The following is a 21,126-nucleotide window of genomic DNA, read 5'->3' as shown; positions in this document are numbered from 1 at the left end:
CATGCCAAAGATGAACATTTGCATTTCAGAGCTTTCATTTTTGTTAAATTCCAGCGAAAATGCCCGCTTATTACTTATATTATCTGAAATATCATGTTACTAAATATTGGTTTACTCATTGTCGGTTTATTAGTGCTTGTATGGAGTGCTGATCGGTTTGTGTATGGCGCAGCCGCCTTTGCTCGTAATTTGGGGTTACCACCAATGTTGATTGGCCTAACCATTGTAGCAATGGGTAGTTCGGCACCTGAGATGTTCGTGGCAGCGACGGCAGCAAAAGAAGGCATGCTAGATACCGCAATCGGAAATGTATTAGGGTCAAATGTCGCCAATATCACCTTAATTTTAGGTATTACAGCCTTATTCGGTGCTATTAGTGTTAACTCAAAAACCCTAAAACGTGAAATCCCATTGATGTTGGCTGCCACAGCTCTGGCAGGCTACCTGATCCATGATGGGCTATTGACCTTTGTTGACGGGGTAATACTGATGAGCGCGTTTATCGCGCTAATGGCATATTTTGTTTGGCAAGGTATGTCTAAAGATTCGCCAGATACTTTAGATGAAGACCTTGAAGCCGAAATCCCAAAAAATGTCTCAACACTTCATGCTATTATATGGATTATTGTCGGCATGATTTTATTACCGCTTTCAGCTGGTTGGATGGTTGATGGCGCTGTAGGTATTGCGAAGTTCTTCGGTTTATCTGACTTAGTCATTGGTCTAACCATTATAGCTGTTGGTACTAGCCTACCTGAATTAGCAGCGTGCATAGCTGGTGTATTAAAAGGCGAAGATGACTTAGCCATCGGTAATATTGTCGGCTCAAATTTATTTAATATTCTTGCTGTATTAGCGCTACCAGGCTTAATTGCCCCAGGTGAAATTGATGCATCGGCAAGTGGACGTGACTTTTATATGGTACTGGGAACCAGTGCCGCTTTGGCAGTTTTGGTGTTATCTACAGGGGCGAAGAAACAGCTCACTCGTTTCCACGGCCTGCTTTTACTAGCCACCTTTATTGCTTATCAAGTTGTCGTTTTTCAATCATAACGATGACTGAGTTGAACTAATTTCAAAAGAGATAGCGAATGACCAGCCAAACACAGTTGCGCCAATGGGGCCGCAATGTAATTGATATTGAAAAAAAAGCTCTGGAAAACCTATACCAATATGTAGACTCTGATGCTTTCGGCCAAGCCTGTGAATTGATTTTGCAGTGTAAAGGCAAAGTCATTGTCATGGGAATGGGTAAGTCAGGCCATATTGGTAATAAGATTTCAGCCACTTTTGCTAGCACCGGCACGCCTGCATTTTTTGTTCACCCCGGAGAAGCAAGCCACGGTGATTTAGGCGCATTAGCCAAAAATGACATTGTGTTAGCCATCTCTAACTCTGGTGAATCAAGTGAAATCCTCACGCTAATGCCTGTAATTCAACGCATGGGCGTACCTGTTATAGCTGTAACGGGCAAACCACGATCAAACATGGCAAAACTTGCGAAATTACATTTATGCATTGAGGTGCCTGAAGAAGCCTGCCCACTTGGTCTCGCACCAACATCAAGCACAACAGCAACCTTAGTCATGGGCGATGCACTCGCTGTTGCCTTATTACAAGCTCGCGGATTTACCCGTGATGATTTTGCACTCTCTCATCCGGGAGGCTCTCTAGGTAGAAAGCTACTGCTTAAAGTGGATGATGTGATGCATCAAGGTGATAGCTTACCGCTTGTGCAGCAAGATATTAGCGTAACCGACGCTCTGTATGAAATCACCAAGAAAGGCCTCGGTATGGCTGGCGTCATTGACAACAATAATACCTTAGTCGGTATTTTTACCGACGGTGATTTACGCAGAGTCATTGATGCTGAAGTCAATTTACGTAGTACAAATATCAGCGAAGTGATGACACCAAACTGCGTCACTATCCAAGCAGGCATTCTTGCAGCACAAGCACTGCAAGTGATGGATGATAAAAACATTAATGGTTTAATTGTTGTGAACGCCCAAAATCAACCAATTGGCGCACTGAACATGCTGGATATGGTCAAAGCAGGAGTCATTTAATGAATGTACATCAAGGGCTATATGGGCCAGTCAGCGACAACATTTGGCAAAAGGCAAAAAAGATTAAATTGCTCATTTGTGATGTTGACGGGGTATTTTCTGACGGCCGTATCTACTTAAGCAACGCAGGCGAAGAAACCAAAGCTTTCCATACCCGTGATGGCTATGGCGTGCGCTCACTGTTATCTAGTGATATTGCAGTTGCCGTAATTACCGGCCGAAAGTCTCAAATTGTAGAAAACCGCATGACAGCGCTAGGAGTCACGCATATTTATCAAGGTATTGATGATAAATTCGTACCTTTTAAGGCCTTATTAGAGAGCTATCAAGTCACCCCTGACGAAGTAGCTTATATTGGTGATGATATGGTTGATTTACCGGTTATGAAGGCGGTTGGGTTATCCGTATGTGTTGCCGACGGTCACCCATATGTGATGAAACATTGTGATATGACAACCAGCATTAACGGCGGTCATGGTGCCCTACGTGAGTTAACTGATTTAATATTACTCAGTCAAGGAAAGCTTGAGTCTGCCCACGGAATGAGTATATGAACCGCGTCACACTGGCCATTATTATCTTTTTTTCTACGGCAATTGCCTTGTACTGGCAAGTACAAGTCAAACGTAATGCCATGCAAGATAGTAAAGTCAAAACGGTGGAGCGCCCAGACTTTATCGCCAATGATTTGAAAACAACCATGTTTAATGAGCAGGGATATATCGAAAGTAAAGTCACTGCGACCCATATGGAGCATTTTGAATCAACAAATCTCACTCACTTTACCGATCCTGTCTACTTGATTTTCCCTGAAAATGGTGAGGCGCAGTGGCGACTCAGCGCCACGAAAGGCCAGTTAGACAAAGAAAACAGTGAAGTAACCTTATTTGACGATGTGCTGATTGATGCCATTGATATAGACGAACCGCTGCAATCTCTTCGTACTAAAGATATGACACTCAACCTGACCACCATGATAGGAACTTCTCAAGAGAGAGTGAATATTAAAGGTAAAGGGTTTATCATTGACGGTTTAGGCTTGCATGCCGATCTGAATACTCAGGAATTAACACTACTTAGTCAGGTAGAAGGAATTTATGAACCACATTAATACTCGCGTGCAACGCAAGCGAATCAACCTTATACCGATTGCCATAATTGCATTTTTTAGCATGAGTATCAGTCATGCTATAGAGGGCGATCTGCAGCAGGAAGTGAAAATCAGTGCCGTGAGTCAGAAAGCTGATATTAAAAACAACCAAATTATCTTTTTTGGCCCAGTTAAAGTCACCCAAGGCAGTATCAATATTCAAGCTGACGAATTACGCGCTTATACCAATGAAAACTCCGTCACTAAAACATTAGTTGCTACAGGTAATCCTGCCACATTTTCACAAACATTAGACGATGGCAAAAAGGGCACAGCAAGTGCTAAAGAAGTGCGTTATGAGCTGGCAACAACAACGTTAACATTAACGGGTGATGCTAAACTGGACCAAGCGGGTAGTCAGGTTACAGGTAAAATGATCCGCTATAACATCAGCAAACAGGAGCTTATTGCAGAAAGCTCAGGTACTGGTGAAGATCGCGTGATTACTATCATTCAACCGCAAAACTTCCAAGATCCAAGTGAAGAACAGCAACCAGAAGAAGATGATTTGCCAGAGCAGCAAGAAGAACAGCCTGCAAATGAGCTCGAAAATCAACATGCTGAATCGACAACCACTGACAATAATCAGTAGGAATTTGAATGACTGAACAAATCACTTTAACGGCAAAGAATTTAGCAAAAAGCTATAAAAACCGCCAAGTCGTCAAAGATGTTAGCCTCAAAGTAAAAACTGGACAAATTGTGGGTCTGTTAGGCCCGAACGGTGCAGGTAAAACCACGACTTTCTACATGGTTGTAGGTTTAGTTAAAAGTGATAATGGTGCCATTTTTATCGATAGTGATGATTTAACTTCGGACCCAATGCACCTTAGAGCACGTAAAGGTATCGGCTATCTCCCACAGGAAGCAAGCATCTTCAGAAAGCTCACTGTGCACGACAATATCATGGCCGTATTGCAAACCCGAGACGAACTCACCAAAGAGCAGCGCCTTGAACAACTTGAACATCTACTTGAAGAATTTCATATTACCCACATTCGTGATAGCCAAGGCATGGCCTTGTCTGGCGGTGAACGTCGCCGGGTTGAAATAGCGCGAGCACTGGCTGCGAACCCCAAATTCATCCTACTCGATGAACCTTTTGCCGGGGTTGACCCAATTTCAGTTATTGATATTAAAAAAATTATTCAACAACTGAAAAGTCGCGGCTTAGGGGTATTAATTACAGATCATAACGTCCGTGAAACGCTCGATGTGTGTGAGCACGCTTATATTGTTAGCCAAGGTAATTTAATTGCCGAAGGTACACCTGATGAGATCTTAAGCGATCAGCAAGTTAGAGCTGTATACTTAGGTGAACAATTCAAGCTATAGTTAAGAGTATACGAGTCAGTAAGAGATAGGCTGAATTATTTTTTATTTTAGTAAATCATTAAATTTATTATATAAAAAATCTTCCCTCCACGGCCTTCTCTCTCAAACAATACCTAGGGAATAGTGGTAAATGAAAGCGTCTCTCCAACTAAAAATGGGTCAACACCTGACAATGACCCCTCAATTGCAACAGGCCATCCGTCTATTGCAATTATCATCTTTGGAGCTTCAACAAGAAATCCAGCAAGCCCTAGACTCGAACCCCTTATTAGAAGTCGAGGATGAGTATTTTGATGCTAAAGACACACCGAAAGATAATCAAAATATCGCCGACACTGACTTTAGCGAAACCAATCAAAAGAACAAAGAACAAGACACTTCGAACGTAGATATTGGCGACTCGCTCACTAAAGAATCTATGCCTGATGATTTACCTGTCGATACCACTTGGGATGAAGTCTATTCAGCTTCACCAGCCGCGAGTACAGGCTCAAGCTCAGCAATAAGAAGTGATGATGATATGCCTTTTCAAGGCGAAACGACTGTCGGCTTGCATGAGCACCTTGAGTGGCAAATGAATCTGACACCGTTTTCTGATACTGACTTGGCGATTGCAACCGCTATTATTGATGCCATTGATGACACAGGTTACCTTACCCAAACAACTGAAGATATTTTAACAGCAATGGGCGATGAAGAGGTTGAACTAGAAGAAGTTGAAGCGGTATTAAAACGTATTCAACATTTTGACCCCATTGGTGTAGCGGCTAGAGATTTACGAGATTGCTTACTCATTCAACTTGCCCAGTTCTCCTCAGATACACCTCACCTTGAAAATGCACGACTCCTCATTAAAGATTACCTCGACATGATTGCAGGGCGAGACTTCCGACTGCTAATGCGTAAAACCAAATTAAAAGAGGATGATTTAAGAGAGGCTATTCACCTTATTCAGTCTCTTAACCCTCGCCCAGGTGAAGCTATCGCGCCCGCTGAAGATGAGTATGTCATACCCGATGTTTCGGTACTTAAAAAGAATGGTCGATGGGTGGTTGAGCTGAATCCTGATAACATGCCTAAAATTGGCGTCAATCAGCAATATGCTGCGATGGCCAGAAGCACTAAAAGCCAGGCTGATGGTCAATTTATTCGTGGTCATTTACAAGAAGCCAAATGGTTCATCAAAAGCTTAGAAAGCCGCAACGACACACTACTAAAAGTGGCAAATTGTATCGTGCAATTCCAACAAGGCTTTTTCGAGTATGGTGAAGAAGCGATGAAACCTATGGTACTTAACGATATTGCCGAGGCTGTAGACATGCATGAGTCAACAATTTCAAGAGTGACCACGCAAAAATATATGCATACCCCTCGCGGCTTATTCGAACTAAAATACTTCTTTTCAAGCCACGTCAGTACTGATGACGGTGGTGAATGCTCTTCTACTGCAATACGCGCATTTATTAAAAAGCTCGTTGCAGCCGAAAACCAAAAGAAGCCATTAAGTGATAGTAAAATGGCGCAGCTTTTAGCTGAACAAGGGATTAATGTTGCCCGCCGTACGATCGCAAAATATCGAGAAGCAATGCTTATCCCACCCTCAAACCAACGTAAGAGCTTATAGCTCATCACTAAATTGGAGGAAGATATATGCACATTAACCTAACTGGGCACCATGTCGAGATCACCGATTCCTTGCGCGAATATGTCAGTAGCAAATTCTTAAAATTGGAACGTCATTTTGATCAAATCAACAATGTACGCGTAGTATTAAATGTTGAGAAATTACAACAAAAAGCCGAAGCAAAAGTGAGTTTAAGAGGTACAGAGGTGTTTGCAGCCTCAGAACATGCTGATATGTACGCCGCGATTGATACCTTAATCGACAAATTAGACCGTCAGGTTATCAAACATAAAGAGAAGTTGACTAAGCACTAACAATGGAAATAAGTACACTACTGCTGCCGGAATGCACCACCTGTGCTACTCCAGGCAGTAAGAAAAAGGTGCTGGAGCTAATCAGCGAGTTGGCTGCTTCCCAGTACCCACCTCTTTCTTCTCAGCAAATATTTGAAAGCCTCATTGCGAGGGAGAAAATGGGCAGCACAGGTATCGGTAATGGCATTGCTATTCCACATGGACGGCTTGAATGCATCACACGGCCGATTGCAGCATTCATAAAATGTGACCAATCAATTGAGTTTGATGCGCTAGACAAAAAGCCTGTCGATTTATTATTTGCGTTAATTGTACCTGCGGATCAATGTGAACAGCACTTGAGTACTTTAGCTGCCATGGCCGAAAAACTCAGTGATAAACAGATGCTAAAACAATTACGCAAGATAGACGATGATCAACAACTGTATCAGGTAATCACTCAATGAAACTTGTTATTGTCTCTGGCCGTTCAGGTTCAGGTAAGTCAGTGGCGCTAAGGGTCCTAGAAGATCTTGGCTACTATTGTGTTGATAACTTACCCGTCCCGTTAATTAATACTTTATTAGAACAGCTAAAAGACAGTAATGAACTTGTCGCCATCAGTGTTGATGTAAGAAATATTGAAGAACAAGGCACTGTACTCAAAGCCCAGCTTGAATTACTTTCAGATAGTATCGAATTAACTAGCCTATTTTTAAACTCAAGTGATCAAGTACTCTTAAAGCGCTACAGTGAAACCCGCCGATTACACCCTCTTTCAAAAGCCGCCTTGTCACTAAAAGACGCCATTGTACAAGAAGGTAAGCTGCTTGAGCCTATTGCTCAAATTGTTGACCATTACATCGATACTTCGGCACTGACAATATACGACCTCAGTGATACGGTCCGAGAAATATTATTAGGCAGTGTTGCTAAAGAGCTTGTCATCAATATTCAATCATTTGGTTTTAAGCATGGCATGCCAAGCGCTGCTGACTTCATGTTTGATGTACGCTTTTTACCCAACCCTCACTGGGAACCTGAATTAAGACCTCTTACAGGCTTAGATAAACCGGTACAGACTTTTTTAGCCAGCAGTAACCTCGTCAATAAACTCATTATTCAAATTGATAATTTGTTTGAAACTTGGATGCCGCACCTTGAACGAAACAATCGCAGTTATGTGACAATTTCTATTGGCTGTACCGGAGGCCAACATCGGTCAGTATATATTGCTGAACAACTTGCTAAGCAGCTCACTGCGAATGTTAAACATAAAGTAAATGTTAGCCATAGAGAGCTGGATAAGCTCAAAGTGAATTACGCTGATGAACCAACAAACTAATACCTATCAACGCCAGGTCAACATTGCTAACAAACTCGGTTTGCATGCTAGAGCAGCGACTAAACTGGCGACGTTAGCCACTACATTTGATGCTGATGTCACCTTGTCTAATGGTGAGAAAACCGCCAGTGCAGCCAGCGTACTAGGATTGCTGATGTTAGAAAGTGGTATTGGAAAAACCATCACGCTAACGGCATCTGGGCCGGATGCCTTAGCAGCAATTAATGCTATTAGCGGCCTTATTGAAGCTAAGTTTGACGAAAACAGCTAACCTATTACTTGTACTTCTTAATCATTAAAGCTTATTCCCGTAAAACGCAATAAATGATTAAACACTTCTTTTTTATCAGTTATCTTAAAAACACTTAGTAGCCTTTACATTGTTAAGCTACCATTAGCACAGTTTCATTTGAGGAGTCTATCAATGGGTGTCGAAGTACTGGATGCTGAATTAACAGAGCAAAGACTAAACCGACTTACTCAAGCCCTTGGTAGCGGTATGTTTGTCCATGTAAGAAACATGCTGCATGACATGGCACCATCAGATGTTGCCCTCATCCTAGAATCCTCTCCACCTAAAAGCCGCCAAGTATTATGGCAACTGATTGATCAAGAGCATACCGGTGAAATTCTGGAAGAACTGGGCGAAGAGCTAAAAGATACATTGATCAGTTCCATGTCTCCTGAAAAACTGGCTCAAGCGACAGCCGGCATGGATACCGACGATTTAGCCTACATCTTACGTAGTCTGCCTGACACGGTTTACCAGCAAGTACTGCAATCGATGAGCTCACAAGACAGACATAGGGTAGAACAAGCTTTGAGCTATCCTGATGATACTGCTGGCAGTATCATGAATACAGACACAGTAACCTTACGTCCTGACGTGAGCATCGATGTCGTATTACGCTATTTACGCCAACGCGGCCACCTTCCAGAAGCCACTGATATGCTTTATGTTGTTGACCGTAATGATCATGTTTTAGGTGGTGTGCGCTTAGCCGACTTATTAACTTGTAACCCAAGTGATACTGTTCGCAGTGTAATGGACCCGGAACTTGAATCCATACCTGCAGATATGCCTGAATCGGAAGTTGCTCAGCTCTTTGAGCGCCATGACTGGATGTCTGCCCCCGTGGTTGATACTGATGCTAAGTTACTCGGCCGTATCACCATTGATGATGTTGTTGATATTATCCGTGAAAATGCTGAACATTCTATGATGGGAATGGCAGGTATGGATGATGATGAAGATACCTTCGGCCCAGTCTTTAAAAGTACTTTGCGCCGCTCATTATGGCTAACCATCAATTTATTTGCAGCCTTGCTCGCAGCCTCTGTGAGTAACATGTTTGAAGGAACCTTGGAGCAATTTGCAACCATTGCCATTTTAATGACTATTGTCCCAAGTATGGGAGGAGTAGCGGGTAATCAAACTCTTGCACTTGTGATCCGTGGTATTGCCCTTGGTCATATTGGCCAAAGTAACTCCCGCTGGTTAATAGGCAAAGAGCTTGCCATTGGCTTTTTGAATGGTTTGATGTGGTCTGTATTGGTATTTTTAGCAGTATGGCTCTGGAAAGATGATATCGCGCTCGGTGGATTGATTGGCGGCGCAATGATGATCAATATGACAGTTGCCGGATTAGCTGGTGCCAGTATTCCGCTTATTTTGAAAAAGTTTAATATTGACCCCGCGCTTGCTGGCGGCATGGTGCTAACCACAATCACTGATGTTGTAGGCTTATTTGCATTCCTTGGCCTAGCAACTTTATTCTTAATGACCTAAGTTCTTAATGACCTAAGTTCTTAATCGCATAAGCGGTTAATGGCGTAAGTTTATAATGGACTTAGTTTTATTGATTAACCCGTTTATTAATAGTCTCACTAGTTGTTAATGAACTAACTCGATTTTTATGGGCTAGCTTGGCTGCTAATTATCAAGTTAACCCCCTCATAAGACGACAAAAGGTGCTTACTCGGAGCTGTGCTTTGTAGGCTTAGTGGCGCCCTATTTCTTTAAAAGCTATTTCTTTAAAAGCTATTTCTCGTTACCAAAAATAATACCGATAGCAGCTAAAATAAACTTCCTTCAACAGAACGGCCTTCACTAACTCACTCTTACGCCCCAAAAGTTATACCTGCTAAAGCACCAGTCTAGTGCAATTGCACCATTTCTAATATTTCCCTTTTTAGACTCAAATACCACTACAACCATAAACAGCTGATATTTATGACAAAAAAATTATTTTAAAATTGGCACAGGAATTTCATATACAACAGTGTACCCCTAAAGAGGTAGTTCATTTTTTATTCAGCGACGCATACTTTTGGGCAGTCACTAGATAAAAAAAGCAATGTTTTGATAGATAAAACGTTTAATTTAACAAGGAGATCGTCATGAATAAAGTCTTATATATATTCAATTACACGAACCTAAACATACTTATTAAACAAGCTAAAAAGCGCTATCAGCAAGAATATTTTTTCTACCGTCATTTAGGATTAAGCACTTGGAAAGTCAACTAACGCCAGCAGTATAGGGTCAACAAAATGAACAGAATTCTACGCTATTCACCAGAGTTAAAATCTAAAGTTATTGAAGAAGTGACTTTGCAAAATAAACTACTGTCGGCAGTGGCTAGAGAGTATGGTATTTCAGCTAAAAAGATTTATCAGTGGATAAAAGAATCCCAAACAAGTGAGTTGAAAAACCAAAGTGAACTCAGGAATGAAATTGCTTACTTACAGCAAAAGATTTTATTGCTAAATCAAGAGTTATATAACCAAGAGCAGCTGAGATAGCGCCTGTTTAGCAAAAATATTTTAGGCACTTATTTACCAGAACCGCAATAAGCGCCCCACTTTCGGCAAGAACATGAAGGTTGATATCTAGTGTCCCCCCACCACGATTATCAACATCGGTAACGCATATTTTGTCTGCCCGCCTTTATGTTCTTGCCATTTTCTATTTTCAATAAAGTGCCATTTCATTGTCACCAATTGCAGTGTGTTCAATAATACTACTCGCCACAGATAAATCCTTTCCTATGACGTAATACTCATGCCTAGCTCAGGTGTATAGTTGTAGTATCAACAACAAAATTTACAATTCACGGCTAAAAAATCAGCCTTTTTCATGAATCACAACTACACTAAAACATTGAATATAGTATTTAATTATTAATTGCGAGATAGTGTTTAGCTAATAACTATCAAATACTATTCAATACCAGATAGTCACCAACAAGGTTTTGAGTATCTTTGCCAATAATGCGCTCGTTGATTGTGCTAATGAACTCGCCCGTATCACTTAGACTTACATCCCAAGGATTGGAGTAACAGTCATGAATGATAGATTTCGATTCAGCTTATTGTTAGTAACATGGATGCTGTTGCTTGGCTGTAACGACAATCAACCATCACCTCAAACTCAGCCTAAAAGCCTAACAATAGCAGTCTCAACGACACCACTGTCTAGTCCGGTCTTTCTTGCCAAAAGATTAGGATTTTTTAAAAAGTATGGTTTAAATGTAGAACTCATTGAAGCCTCTGGAGGCGTTAAGTGTTTTGACTTATTAACTCAGAGACAAGTAGATTTTGCCACTGCATCAGACTCGGTAGTCATGTTCCAAAGCTTTCGCCGTACTGACTTTACCGTAATAAGCAGCTTTGTTGAATCCGATAACGATCTCAAACTACTCAGCCTTACCCCAAGTAAATTTCATAACCTACAAAATATTGAAAACGCACGATTTGGTATTATCCAAAATAGTGCCAGCGAATATTTTTTAGATAGTCTGTTATTGTTATTTAACAAACAACACATTCCTATCAAACGCATATACCTTAAGCCAGATGACTTAATTCCTGCACTGATGGCAAACCAAGTAGATATCATCTCGGCATGGGAGCCGATTGGATATCAATTGTCCGTTAAATCTGAGCCCCAATCGACACAACTCATGAGCACCCGCGGATTAAATCATTTGTTCTTTAACTTAATCACCATGAAAAATAACCCCAATATTGATAATCACACTAAAACCCGTGTGCTTTATGCACTAGATGATGCCATTGAATACATTGCTGATAACCCGATAAAAAGCCAACAAGGGATGAGCCAAGCCCTATCCATTCCTCAAGAACAACTTCAATATTCTTGGGATGACTATGTATTTAATTTATCAATGAGTAATGCACTCATTTCTAGTGTTGAGGCTCAAGCCAGGTGGGCGATGGAGTCTGGTATTGTGGCAAAAGATAATCGTGCTGACCTTAGAACAATCATAGATAAGCACTTACTAGAAACGACCTTAAACCGGAGGGTCGACTAGTAATATGACACTATCAAAAAGATTAAAACTGACAGTATTATTTAGCACATTATTAGGCTTAGTCATAGCCTCAACGCTTTGGCAAGCCCACCGCTATCAGCAAATCATCTACACACAACTTGAGCATTCCATGCTATTACAAATGAGCATCGACAGCTTACGGGCACAATTATGGCTTCACCAAAAGTACAGCGACAACCTGAGTTTAGAAGCCATCAATATTCGCCAAGCCGACCTAGCAACCGCATTAATGAAAAGCATTGATTGGAGTGAGCGTCAGCAACAGCATCTCAAAAATCTAAACCGTTTAAATACCAATATTCGAGCATTAATTAATACCCAAATCAGCACTAACGCTTTTCAAGCTAATTCGGGGTTATCTACCTCTGCTGCTGATTTACTGCAATCAAAGTACAATATTCTTATTGAGGAAATGAGCGGTGAGATGTCTCGGCTTCATCAGCAAACTATTAGCCAAGCTAGGTATACGCAACATATGCTCATCATAGTGAGTGGTAGCATCCTTGGGATGTTAACCACCTTAGTTATAGCTTGGTCGTTTACCTCATTAACCCGCTTTCGCAGTGGATTCTTTTCTTTGAAACAAGGTATGAAAGCGCTAGCTAAAGGTGACTTAGACAGCCAAATTACCGTTAACAAAACAGATGAGTTCTCAAAGCTGGCGCAAGATTTTAACCAAATGAAAATATCATTAAATAAGATCACGATTCGCAAAGAAGCATTAAAATCAGAAGTGAAAAAACAAACCCAAGTATTAACAGAGCAACAAGCGCAATTAACCTTTCTGGCAGAGCATGATGAATTGACAGGTATTTTTAATCGACGCGCCTTTATCAAACAGATTGATCACGCCATCGCTCGGGATATGCGCAGCAACGATGGCGCGGCACTACTTTTTATCGATCTTGATAAATTCAAAATTATTAATGATACCCACGGTCATAAGGTAGGCGATTTAGTCATTGAAGCAATCGCCAAAAGGCTCTCGTCAGCCACGCGTACAACCGATGTTGTCGGTCGACTAGGTGGTGATGAGTTCGTCATTTGGTTAGATGTGATCAACAGTAATGTAGATGTAGAGCTCAAAGTTCATCATATATTGGAAGTCATAAAACAGCCGATACATGTCAATAACTTAACGTTATTTGTTGGAGCAAGTATCGGTATCAGCCAATTTCCCAAAGATGGGGGCGATAGTGCTAGCCTAATCATCGCCGCAGACACGGCAATGTATCAAGCGAAAGAACTCAACGGCCGTGAATTCTTTTACTTTCAACATTAATTCATTTCAGATTTAGTCATTCACTATCAAATACTTATTTTGAATCCAATCAAAGCGGTAAGTGTTACCTTGCCATTGATAATAAGTTTGTCCATCACGCTGCACCACGCGCGCATTAGCAGGCAAACTTCTTAGCCCTTCATCAACAGTCAGACTGGTAGTAGAGCGTGTGACAGGAGCTGACTGCACCGGTGTCACTTTGGGTTCAATCCTAGGCTGACGATAATGATAATCGTCTCGGTAGTATCGGTGACGATACGGTCCATACCAGGGTCTATACCTGCGCCAAGGATCATAAAAGCCATTGCCCCAGCTAATACCAACACTTGAACCCCAGCGATTATTCCAGTGCCCACCCCAACGCCAAGCATTAGAATTGTAGCGATGTGAAGCCGAATGAGAGACCTTATGTCGACTTTGCTCAAGGGTGTCATAATCAACTGGAGATTTTGCCAAGCAATCCCCAGTGACAGACAACAGCATTGTTGTCACACTAAACATTACGCCAATACGAAATTGCATCAACATACTCCCCCAAACGTTTACCCCATTCCTGTATTTTACGCCATCATCCTCCTTTGTCTATTTACCCAAGTCCTAAATCAAGCTATTTCGCCTACACTAAAAAACAATGACAATAAGCTATGCCAACAAACTAAATGCCTTAACCCACTTTTATAAAAATGCTATAGTGCGCCCCTACAGGGTCTTTCATATGGATAATCAATCATGAGCTTTAAAGATTTGCGTAGCTTTATCAATCACCTAGAACAAGAAGGTGAGTTGAAGCGCATAAGCCACCCTGTCGATCCCCATTTAGAGATGACAGAAATTTGTGATCGCGTGCTTCGCGCAGGCGGTCCTGCGTTGCTATTTGAAAATCCTACCAACAATAGTACGCCTGTATTAGCTAACTTATTTGGCACGCCAAAACGTGTCGCCATGGCATTAGGCAAAGAAGACCCTATTGCACTGCGTGATGTAGGTGAGTTACTCGCCTTTTTAAAAGAGCCAGAGCCACCAAGCGGGTTTAAAGACGCAATATCAAAAATCCCAATGTTCAAACAAGCCTTGAACATGCCTCCTAAGACAGTGCGTAACCCAAGCTGCCAAGAAGTGGTTATTAGCGGGGATGATGTTGATTTAACAGCTTTACCCATACAGCATTGCTGGCCAGGAGATGTAGCACCACTTGTCACTTGGGGGCTAACTATCACTAAAGGCCCGCGTCAGAAAAGGCAAAACCTAGGGATCTACCGTCAGCAGCTATTGGGTAAAAACAAGCTAATAATGCGTTGGTTAGATCACCGTGGCGGCGCACTGGATTTTAAAGACTTTAAAGAAAAACACCCAGGTGAACGTTACCCTGTAGTGGTTGCACTCGGCAGTGATCCTGTGACGATTCTTGGGGCTGTTACGCCAGTACCCGATGCGATGAGTGAGTATGCCTTTGCAGGCTTATTGAGAGGCGAGCGCACTGAAGTTTGTAAAGCTATCAGCTGCGACCTTGAAGTGCCCGCCACCAGCGAAATCATTCTAGAGGGTTACATAGCCCCTGATGAGATGGCTGAAGAAGGCCCGTATGGCGACCATACAGGCTACTATAATGAAACTGATTCATTTCCAGTCTTTACCGTCACTCACATAACCAAACGACGTGATGCTATTTATCACAGCACTTATACCGGCAGGCCACCTGATGAGCCAGCAATGCTAGGTGTGGCATTGAACGAAGTTTTTGTGCCTATTTTGCGTAAACAGTACCCTGAAATCATCGATTTTTACTTACCGCCAGAAGGTTGTTCTTATCGAATGGCAGTGATATCCATACGTAAGCAATATCCAGGGCACGCAAAACGCGTCATGATGGGCGCTTGGTCTTTCTTGCGTCAATTCATGTATACCAAGTTTATTGTGGTTGTCGATGACGATGTCAATTGCCGTGATTGGAATGATGTTATTTGGGCGATCACTACCCGTATGGATCCCACACGAGACACGGTTATGGTCGATAATACACCTATCGACTATTTGGATTTTGCTTCACCTATTGCAGGTTTAGGTTCCAAGATGGGCTTAGATGCCACCAATAAGTGGCCAGGTGAAACCGATCGCGAATGGGGTACTCCAATCGTGATGGAGCAAGCCGTAAAAGATAAAGTTGATCAAATCTGGCAAGATCTCGGTATTGATGATCCAGCAAAGTAATCACTGACTGTACCACGCGCTATGCTTATGAAGAGCTAGCGCGATAAACAAATATAAGCCTTCAGCAGAAAGGTCTAAAGGAAATTAGATGAACACCATTCGTTGTAAAATAGAACAAGTTAACGCATTTAATGAAGCCGTCTATCAAGTCATCTTGACACCTGAAGTCGCGTTTGACTTTGATGCTGGACAATACCTATGCATTGTTATGGGCGAACAAGATAAGCGCCCATTCTCGATTGCTTCTGCCCCATCACAAACAACGATTGAGCTCCATATTGGTGCTGCCGTAACAGAAAGCTACCCAATGCAAGTAGTTGAGCGCCTGCAAAACAGTGATTATATCGACATTGAAGCCCCTGCTGGTAATGCTCAATTGCGCCATCAAAGTGAACGATCCCGCTTATTAGTAGCTGGCGGTACAGGATTCTCTTACATCAAAAGCATTGTTGAAGATCAAATACATCGCCAACAGCATATCCCCACAACGCTTTATTGGGGCTGCCGTACTGAAGAAGCTATGTACTACCAATCAATTGCCCGTGAGTGGCATGAAGCGCATGACTGGCTGACATTTGTGCCTGTGGTTGAGCAAGCCAATGAAAACTGGGATGGCAAAACCGCTAATTTGCTGGCACAGATCAAGCAAGATTACGCAGATTTAACCCCTTATGACATCTACATTGCGGGTCGCTTTGATATGGTCGGTGCTGCAAGAGAAGTATTCAGAGAAATAGGGGTAGACGAAGCGCACCTCTATGGCGATGCATTTGCGTTTATCAAATAAATAAACGATTGATAAACACATACATGAACCGGCTTTAAGCCGGTTTTTTTATTGCCTAATGATCTCACTGTGAACAAAATTATGGCTAGGTATTGATTAACCGCCCACATCAATCGTTATACACTTTTGCTTCCATCAAGTTAAGAAAATCCAACATACTTGATAAAATAGCGGGCACAAAAAAAGCCTCAACAAAGTTGAGGCTTTTTAATAATGGTACCGGAGGACGGACTTGAACCGTCACGCTCGAAAGCAACGGATTTTGAATCCGTCGTGTCTACCAATTCCACCACTCCGGCAAAGCGATGAGCAAACATTACTGTATGCAAAGAATTAAACTCTCGGTGCCATTGCTGGCGAAAAACCTAATGCTTTATACACACTGCTTAGCAAGACGCTAATCAGTGGCAAGGATTATACCTTTACCTTATTGAATGGCAAGTCCTTTACGAAGCCTTTTAATGAAAAAGTACATGACCGCTTATTTCTCATGCAACTTTATTATGTGCTATTCAAAAGTGCGATGAAATCATGATTTGCATTAGAATACTGAGCAAAATCTTAATTGGTTCATTTTAGTTAAACAGCAATTTCAAGATTAGATTTTCAGTAAAATTCAGCCGGAATAATGTGATCTAAATAGCAGCTTAATGTCCCACTGCCACCAACCGTTACACGAATGCAACATAAAGTTGATTTAGATCATAACCCGAATCATTCTGCAGCATTATGATAACTGTGATTTCACAATTGAGAGGATAGCAGTCATGGCATTTTGGTTAGATTTAATGTTCGGTAACCCAATAGGATTACTCTCCATGATCGTGATTTTCAGCACAATAGGTATCATCTCGTACCTTATGTGGATGTTTGTTGTGAAATCAGCTCCCAAATAGCTAAATCAACAACTAAACATGAGTGGCTCATCTCCACAAATCATGTGAAAGTAAATCATTTTGGGGCTAATTTTAGCCCCTTTTGTTTTTCTCTTTTCCAAACAATTCAAATATACCTAGCAAGGTCATTTCACCACTTATTCAAACCACATTCGGTCTATGCGGCATGTTTGCGGGCTTGTACTAAGCCATTAATAAATTGTGGTCGGGCTTTCATTAGGTAAGTCATTTCTTCCTGACTAGGTTCACCACTTGGTAAGCGTAATACATCACGGTTTAGGTAGTGACGTGCTTGCATGGAAATTTTGTATTCAGCCGTTGGTCCTTGAATCGCATAATGGCGTTCATTACCTAACATTTCTAGAATGTTGGTCGCGACTAAGTTTTTAACTGCTAATTCATTTTGCGGTAATGTCAAAATGGTGGCACCTTGTAAAAAGAACTCTCTGAGAAGCGCACGTTCACTCGGGTCAAGTAGTTGCACTTTTGACTCAATGTTTTCGGTGACTTTTTTCTCTTTCAAGTAGGCAATCGATTCATCGGCAAAGAAAGATAACATTTGACTTAAAAAGTAAGCTATCCCAACTAACATCCCCAAACCAATGAAATGCGAGTTTTGCGATACAAACTCCGCTAGCGCGAGCTTTTGCAATATGTGCTGTGGAATAAACAATAAACTGGCACACGCAATTACCGACCACAGCATCACATTGGCAAAATGGCGCTTATTATTGTTTTTGACGATTTTGGTCACTTCAACTTTATTCATATATCACTCACTGCGTCAGAAAATTGTTACTTTCCTAATTCATAGCAAGCTTGATGCCAAAATTATATGCTACTTTTTTGTTGGCAAAGAGCAAATGTGAATAAATTGTGGCCGAAAGCGGCAAACTAGAGTAACTTGGGTAATACTATAGCCAAGTAATTATAATGATTAGATAAATGCCATGATTTCTTCGTCTAAACAACTACTCAAAAGTCCAATTGGCCGCAAACTCATGCTGTCCATTGTGCTGTTTAGTTCGTTAATTACCTTGCTCACTACGGTTTATCAATTAATTAATGACTATAAAAGCGATATCTCTAGAATTGATAGTGCGTTTTCAAGTATCGAAAAAGTAAATTTAGACGTTTTAGCTGCCAGTATATGGGTGATTGACGAGCGCTTAATTAATACTCAACTTAATGGTTTGAGCCAATTACCTGACTTTTCCTACATATCGATAAAAGACGACAGTGGCCAAGAGTGGATTTATGGTGAACTCAAAAACCGCGATGTGATTGAGCGAAGCTTTCCACTCATGTATCAAAATACCGACAATGTACAAGTCGGTACCTTAGTTGTTCAAGCCGATTTAAACACGATTTACCAGCGCCTATACGACAAAGCCATTATTATTCTGTTATCCAATGCGATAAAAACATTCCTGGTTGCCGGGTTTATTTTGTTTTTAGTCTGGTTAAACGTCACTAAGCATCTACTCAAACTAAGTCAATATTGCGAGCAAATTAGCTTAGACACCCCTTTCACTCCCTTAGAATTTGACCGAAAAAACAAACAAGACGAATTTTCTTTGGTGGCTGATGCGATCAATACTATGCAGCAGCAAGTACGCGCATCCTTTAAAACAATACAAGAATCTAAAGATGAGTTACAAGCCGCACTAGAAGATAGAGAACGTTTGCTTGAGTTAGAAAGAAGCTATAAAGATGAATTAGCCAGACAAGTAAAAGAGCAAACCAAAGAGCTTGAACAGTCTTTACTTATCTTAAAACGTGCACAACAAGTGCTAGTTGAACAAGAAAAAATGGCCGCCTTGGGTGGGCTTGTATCTGGAGTTGCCCATGAGATTAATACGCCTATTGGTATTTGTTTAACAGCGGCCAGCTCGCAATTGACGCACGTTGAAGAGTTAATTGAATTAATTCACAGCGATCATGCTACGTTAGAGCAAATTAATGACATATTGGAAGAGTACAAGCAAAGTTGTCAGTTGATCGTCAACAATATTACCCGTGCTAGCGGCTTGATCCAAAAGTTTAAGTCTATGGCTGCTGAGCAACGCAATGAAAAGCATTCCGAATTTAACTTGCTGCAACTCATCACTGACATTGCTGAATCAACACAGATTATGTTCTCACCGCAAGATGTTGAGATTGGCATAAACGTCGATAAAGATATTTATGTCAGTAGCAATCAAAGCTTATTAAATCAGATTATTGGTAATATCCTATCAAACGCTTTCACTCATGCTTTTATTGGGGTCGAGTACAGCAAAATATTGATTAATGCCTACGTTGAGGAAGGGGTGGTCAAAATAGAAATCCAAAATAATGGTGTGCCGATACCAGAAGAAGTGGCTGAGCACATGTTTGAACCTTTTTATACTACTACGCGAAATAAGGGAGGAACGGGGTTAGGCCTCTCTGCTGCGTTTAATGCAGCTACATTACTCAAAGGGACCATCCAATATTTTGAGAGTCACTCTCTGGGCGGGCCAGCGTTTGTGCTAAGCTTCCCGAAAGGCTTCACCTGCGAAAAAGAGCCCGATATGGGTAACAACATCGAGCATTTCGAATAAGCGTCAGTTAGGCAATAAACGTCAAGTGCAACTGCTAATCCATCCTAAGCGATTAACTGGCTTGATTAGCCTTAGCAGTAATTTTGTCTAAAACCCGTGCAACAGCCATAAACCCGAAGGTCCCAGTTACCATAGTGACCGAGCCAAAACCAGAAGCGCAATCCATTCTGGCACTCCCCTGCATTGATGCCTTGGTTGAGCATACGCTACCGTCTTGTTGCGGATAAACAAGGTGCTGCGTTGAAAACACCGCATCTACAGCAAAGCGTCGCTGTAAATTTTTACTGAAGTTATACTCTTTTCGTAGAATATTACGCACTTTTGCTAATAAAGGGTCTTGAACTGTTTTCGCAAGATCTGTCACCTGTATTTGGCTAGGGTCTGTTTTGCCACCGGCACCACCTATGGTCACAATGTTGATTTTATTGCGCTTACACCAAGCAATTAAACCGGCTTTTGGTTTCACGGCATCAATGCAGTCAATAACATAATCAATCGAGCCACCATTAGCCTTATTTGGAAAGTGTTCTCCCAAATTATCTAATGTGACAAAGTCTTCTATTTCATTCACAACGCATTCAGGGTTAATTGCTTTAATGCGTGCGGACATCACTTCCACTTTTGACTGACCAATTGTATCTGCCACAGCATGCGATTGTCTGTTGGTATTCGTCACGCAGATGTCATCTAAGTCAATTACACTTATTTGACCAATACCGCTACGCGCTAAGGACTCTGCTACCCAAGTACCCACGCCACCAATACCAACAACAACAACATGTGTCTTAGCAAACTGTGATAGCGCCGCTTGACCGTACAATCGGCCAATGCCACTAAACCGATTAAGATACGCGTCTGTAAGCATAAAAGAGCCTTATATTTGATAAATATACTTTTGATGCTGGCGATTTTAACGTATCTATAAGCTAAAGCAAAAGCTGCTACCTTAAGTAACCCCTAAAACACCGTTACACATATCTCGCTTTGGTGAAATTCGTTTGCTTCAAGTTACACCCCAGCACCACTTGTACCCAAAAAAACACTTTCAGTTACCACCACCACCACACCTTGTTGCAAGAAATTAAAATTAAAGTAAAACAATAGCTTGAATAACATTGTAATTATCAGCTTATGATTTTGATCACAAAAACACCTGAATTTTATGTGCGACACTCTGTGCCAGAAAAAGGTTAT

The 21,126-nt window shown here is 41.5% G+C and carries 23 protein-coding genes and 1 tRNA gene; 20 read left to right on the top strand and 4 right to left on the bottom strand.

The features are described from left to right. Positions 1 to 93: 93 nt before the first annotated feature. From ACHUGF_RS08145 to ACHUGF_RS08070, 16 genes are all read left to right on the top strand, one after another. Positions 94 to 1,053: a calcium/sodium antiporter gene (locus tag ACHUGF_RS08145; RefSeq protein ID WP_394130298.1), complete on the top strand. Its 960-nt coding sequence runs from the start codon at positions 94 to 96 to the stop codon at positions 1,051 to 1,053. Positions 1,054 to 1,091: 38 nt separating this feature from the next. Further along, positions 1,092 to 2,069 carry a KpsF/GutQ family sugar-phosphate isomerase gene (locus tag ACHUGF_RS08140; RefSeq protein WP_394130297.1) on the top strand — a complete coding sequence of 326 codons (978 nt, stop codon included), beginning with the start codon at positions 1,092 to 1,094 and terminating at the stop codon, positions 2,067 to 2,069. After that, positions 2,069 to 2,623, top strand: a complete 555-nt coding sequence (gene kdsC / locus ACHUGF_RS08135) for a 3-deoxy-manno-octulosonate-8-phosphatase KdsC (RefSeq protein WP_394130296.1) — start codon at positions 2,069 to 2,071, stop codon at positions 2,621 to 2,623. The genes ACHUGF_RS08140 and kdsC overlap by 1 nt, the downstream gene beginning before the upstream one ends. Further along, positions 2,620 to 3,180 carry an LPS export ABC transporter periplasmic protein LptC gene (gene lptC, locus ACHUGF_RS08130; RefSeq protein WP_394130295.1) on the top strand — a complete coding sequence of 187 codons (561 nt, stop codon included), beginning with the start codon at positions 2,620 to 2,622 and terminating at the stop codon, positions 3,178 to 3,180. The genes kdsC and lptC overlap by 4 nt, the downstream gene beginning before the upstream one ends. Further along, a complete protein-coding gene (lptA, locus tag ACHUGF_RS08125; RefSeq protein WP_394130294.1) occupies positions 3,167 to 3,811 on the top strand; it encodes a lipopolysaccharide transport periplasmic protein LptA in 645 nt (214 codons plus the stop codon). Before lptC ends, lptA begins: the two co-directional genes overlap by 14 nt. 8 nt (positions 3,812 to 3,819) lie before the next feature. Further along, positions 3,820 to 4,554: an LPS export ABC transporter ATP-binding protein gene (gene lptB, locus ACHUGF_RS08120; RefSeq protein WP_394130293.1), complete on the top strand. Its 735-nt coding sequence runs from the start codon at positions 3,820 to 3,822 to the stop codon at positions 4,552 to 4,554. Positions 4,555 to 4,684: 130 nt separating this feature from the next. Continuing rightward, a complete protein-coding gene (locus ACHUGF_RS08115; RefSeq protein ID WP_394130292.1) occupies positions 4,685 to 6,178 on the top strand; it encodes an RNA polymerase factor sigma-54 in 1,494 nt (497 codons plus the stop codon). A gap of 26 nt (positions 6,179 to 6,204) precedes the next feature. Continuing rightward, a complete protein-coding gene (gene hpf, locus ACHUGF_RS08110; RefSeq protein ID WP_394130291.1) occupies positions 6,205 to 6,492 on the top strand; it encodes a ribosome hibernation promoting factor in 288 nt (95 codons plus the stop codon). A 2-nt stretch (positions 6,493 to 6,494) separates the two neighbouring features. Then, entirely contained in the window at positions 6,495 to 6,938 is a 444-nt protein-coding gene (gene ptsN, locus ACHUGF_RS08105) for a PTS IIA-like nitrogen regulatory protein PtsN (protein WP_394130290.1), read from the top strand. Next, on the top strand, positions 6,935 to 7,816 hold the full coding sequence (gene rapZ / locus ACHUGF_RS08100) for an RNase adapter RapZ (protein WP_394130289.1): 882 nt from the start codon (positions 6,935 to 6,937) through the stop codon (positions 7,814 to 7,816). Before ptsN ends, rapZ begins: the two co-directional genes overlap by 4 nt. Further along, positions 7,800 to 8,087 carry an HPr family phosphocarrier protein gene (locus ACHUGF_RS08095; protein ID WP_394130288.1) on the top strand — a complete coding sequence of 96 codons (288 nt, stop codon included), beginning with the start codon at positions 7,800 to 7,802 and terminating at the stop codon, positions 8,085 to 8,087. The genes rapZ and ACHUGF_RS08095 overlap by 17 nt, the downstream gene beginning before the upstream one ends. Before the next feature lie 153 nt (positions 8,088 to 8,240). After that, positions 8,241 to 9,605 carry a magnesium transporter gene (gene mgtE, locus ACHUGF_RS08090; RefSeq protein WP_394130287.1) on the top strand — a complete coding sequence of 455 codons (1,365 nt, stop codon included), beginning with the start codon at positions 8,241 to 8,243 and terminating at the stop codon, positions 9,603 to 9,605. 611 nt (positions 9,606 to 10,216) lie between these two features. Further along, entirely contained in the window at positions 10,217 to 10,345 is a 129-nt protein-coding gene (locus ACHUGF_RS08085; RefSeq protein ID WP_394130286.1) for a hypothetical protein, read from the top strand. 24 nt (positions 10,346 to 10,369) lie between these two features. Further along, positions 10,370 to 10,621 carry a transposase gene (locus ACHUGF_RS08080; protein WP_394130285.1) on the top strand — a complete coding sequence of 84 codons (252 nt, stop codon included), beginning with the start codon at positions 10,370 to 10,372 and terminating at the stop codon, positions 10,619 to 10,621. Between the two features lie 542 nt (positions 10,622 to 11,163). Continuing rightward, positions 11,164 to 12,153, top strand: coding sequence for an ABC transporter substrate-binding protein (locus ACHUGF_RS08075; RefSeq protein WP_394130284.1), 990 nt, complete (start codon positions 11,164 to 11,166; stop codon positions 12,151 to 12,153). Positions 12,154 to 12,157: 4 nt separating this feature from the next. Then, complete coding sequence (locus tag ACHUGF_RS08070) at positions 12,158 to 13,456, top strand: diguanylate cyclase domain-containing protein (protein WP_394130283.1); 1,299 nt, start codon at positions 12,158 to 12,160, stop codon at positions 13,454 to 13,456. Positions 13,457 to 13,468: 12 nt separating this feature from the next. Here the strand turns inward: ACHUGF_RS08070 and ACHUGF_RS08065 are convergent, their stop codons facing one another. Next, positions 13,469 to 13,978, bottom strand: a complete 510-nt coding sequence (locus tag ACHUGF_RS08065; RefSeq protein ID WP_394130282.1) for a hypothetical protein — start codon at positions 13,976 to 13,978, stop codon at positions 13,469 to 13,471. A gap of 207 nt (positions 13,979 to 14,185) precedes the next feature. Between ACHUGF_RS08065 and ubiD the strand changes: the two genes are divergently transcribed. Continuing rightward, positions 14,186 to 15,664, top strand: a complete 1,479-nt coding sequence (ubiD, locus tag ACHUGF_RS08060; RefSeq protein WP_394130281.1) for a 4-hydroxy-3-polyprenylbenzoate decarboxylase — start codon at positions 14,186 to 14,188, stop codon at positions 15,662 to 15,664. Positions 15,665 to 15,752: 88 nt separating this feature from the next. After that, on the top strand, positions 15,753 to 16,451 hold the full coding sequence (gene fre / locus ACHUGF_RS08055; RefSeq protein WP_394130280.1) for an NAD(P)H-flavin reductase: 699 nt from the start codon (positions 15,753 to 15,755) through the stop codon (positions 16,449 to 16,451). Positions 16,452 to 16,665: 214 nt separating this feature from the next. On the opposite strand, the gene ACHUGF_RS08050 is transcribed toward fre, so the two are convergent. Beyond that, positions 16,666 to 16,750, bottom strand: a tRNA-Leu gene (locus tag ACHUGF_RS08050). A gap of 468 nt (positions 16,751 to 17,218) precedes the next feature. Between ACHUGF_RS08050 and ACHUGF_RS08045 the strand changes: the two genes are divergently transcribed. Then, the gene (locus ACHUGF_RS08045; protein WP_394130279.1) at positions 17,219 to 17,347 is read left to right on the top strand and encodes a DUF3149 domain-containing protein; all 129 of its coding nucleotides are present in this window, start codon (positions 17,219 to 17,221) and stop codon (positions 17,345 to 17,347) included. A 157-nt stretch (positions 17,348 to 17,504) separates the two neighbouring features. Here ACHUGF_RS08045 and ACHUGF_RS08040 read toward each other — a convergent pair whose 3' ends face one another. Further along, positions 17,505 to 18,116: a superinfection exclusion B family protein gene (locus tag ACHUGF_RS08040; protein WP_394130278.1), complete on the bottom strand. Its 612-nt coding sequence runs from the start codon at positions 18,114 to 18,116 to the stop codon at positions 17,505 to 17,507. 181 nt (positions 18,117 to 18,297) lie between these two features. Here ACHUGF_RS08040 and ACHUGF_RS08035 point away from each other — a divergent pair, with 181 nt between their 5' ends. Then, entirely contained in the window at positions 18,298 to 19,932 is a 1,635-nt protein-coding gene (locus tag ACHUGF_RS08035; RefSeq protein WP_394130277.1) for a sensor histidine kinase, read from the top strand. A gap of 52 nt (positions 19,933 to 19,984) precedes the next feature. Here ACHUGF_RS08035 and tcdA read toward each other — a convergent pair whose 3' ends face one another. Next, complete coding sequence (tcdA, locus tag ACHUGF_RS08030) at positions 19,985 to 20,797, bottom strand: tRNA cyclic N6-threonylcarbamoyladenosine(37) synthase TcdA (RefSeq protein ID WP_394130276.1); 813 nt, start codon at positions 20,795 to 20,797, stop codon at positions 19,985 to 19,987. Positions 20,798 to 21,126 lie beyond the last annotated feature (329 nt).

This window comes from Shewanella maritima (assembly GCF_043643735.1).
GTDB classification, from domain to species: Bacteria; Pseudomonadota; Gammaproteobacteria; order Enterobacterales; family Shewanellaceae; genus Shewanella; species Shewanella maritima_A.
The sequence above is the reverse complement of the archived record's forward strand: the minus strand, read 5'-3'. Positions and strand labels throughout refer to the sequence as shown.

Coding starts and splice junctions, on each gene's coding strand:
- rapZ (WP_394130289.1), top strand. CDS start 6,935: ATGAAACTTGTTATTGTCTCTGGCCGTTCAGGTTCAGGTAAGTCAGTG.
- ptsN (WP_394130290.1), top strand. CDS start 6,495: ATGGAAATAAGTACACTACTGCTGCCGGAATGCACCACCTGTGCTACT.
- mgtE (WP_394130287.1), top strand. CDS start 8,241: ATGGGTGTCGAAGTACTGGATGCTGAATTAACAGAGCAAAGACTAAAC.
- lptC (WP_394130295.1), top strand. CDS start 2,620: ATGAACCGCGTCACACTGGCCATTATTATCTTTTTTTCTACGGCAATT.
- kdsC (WP_394130296.1), top strand. CDS start 2,069: ATGAATGTACATCAAGGGCTATATGGGCCAGTCAGCGACAACATTTGG.
- ACHUGF_RS08075 (WP_394130284.1), top strand. CDS start 11,164: ATGAATGATAGATTTCGATTCAGCTTATTGTTAGTAACATGGATGCTG.
- ACHUGF_RS08035 (WP_394130277.1), top strand. CDS start 18,298: ATGATTTCTTCGTCTAAACAACTACTCAAAAGTCCAATTGGCCGCAAA.
- ACHUGF_RS08095 (WP_394130288.1), top strand. CDS start 7,800: ATGAACCAACAAACTAATACCTATCAACGCCAGGTCAACATTGCTAAC.
- ACHUGF_RS08140 (WP_394130297.1), top strand. CDS start 1,092: ATGACCAGCCAAACACAGTTGCGCCAATGGGGCCGCAATGTAATTGAT.
- ubiD (WP_394130281.1), top strand. CDS start 14,186: ATGAGCTTTAAAGATTTGCGTAGCTTTATCAATCACCTAGAACAAGAA.
- lptB (WP_394130293.1), top strand. CDS start 3,820: ATGACTGAACAAATCACTTTAACGGCAAAGAATTTAGCAAAAAGCTAT.
- tcdA (WP_394130276.1), bottom strand. CDS start 20,797: ATGCTTACAGACGCGTATCTTAATCGGTTTAGTGGCATTGGCCGATTG.
- ACHUGF_RS08045 (WP_394130279.1), top strand. CDS start 17,219: ATGGCATTTTGGTTAGATTTAATGTTCGGTAACCCAATAGGATTACTC.
- lptA (WP_394130294.1), top strand. CDS start 3,167: ATGAACCACATTAATACTCGCGTGCAACGCAAGCGAATCAACCTTATA.
- ACHUGF_RS08040 (WP_394130278.1), bottom strand. CDS start 18,116: ATGAATAAAGTTGAAGTGACCAAAATCGTCAAAAACAATAATAAGCGC.
- hpf (WP_394130291.1), top strand. CDS start 6,205: ATGCACATTAACCTAACTGGGCACCATGTCGAGATCACCGATTCCTTG.
- fre (WP_394130280.1), top strand. CDS start 15,753: ATGAACACCATTCGTTGTAAAATAGAACAAGTTAACGCATTTAATGAA.
- ACHUGF_RS08085 (WP_394130286.1), top strand. CDS start 10,217: ATGAATAAAGTCTTATATATATTCAATTACACGAACCTAAACATACTT.
- ACHUGF_RS08080 (WP_394130285.1), top strand. CDS start 10,370: ATGAACAGAATTCTACGCTATTCACCAGAGTTAAAATCTAAAGTTATT.
- ACHUGF_RS08070 (WP_394130283.1), top strand. CDS start 12,158: ATGACACTATCAAAAAGATTAAAACTGACAGTATTATTTAGCACATTA.
- ACHUGF_RS08065 (WP_394130282.1), bottom strand. CDS start 13,978: ATGCAATTTCGTATTGGCGTAATGTTTAGTGTGACAACAATGCTGTTG.
- ACHUGF_RS08115 (WP_394130292.1), top strand. CDS start 4,685: ATGAAAGCGTCTCTCCAACTAAAAATGGGTCAACACCTGACAATGACC.
- ACHUGF_RS08145 (WP_394130298.1), top strand. CDS start 94: ATGTTACTAAATATTGGTTTACTCATTGTCGGTTTATTAGTGCTTGTA.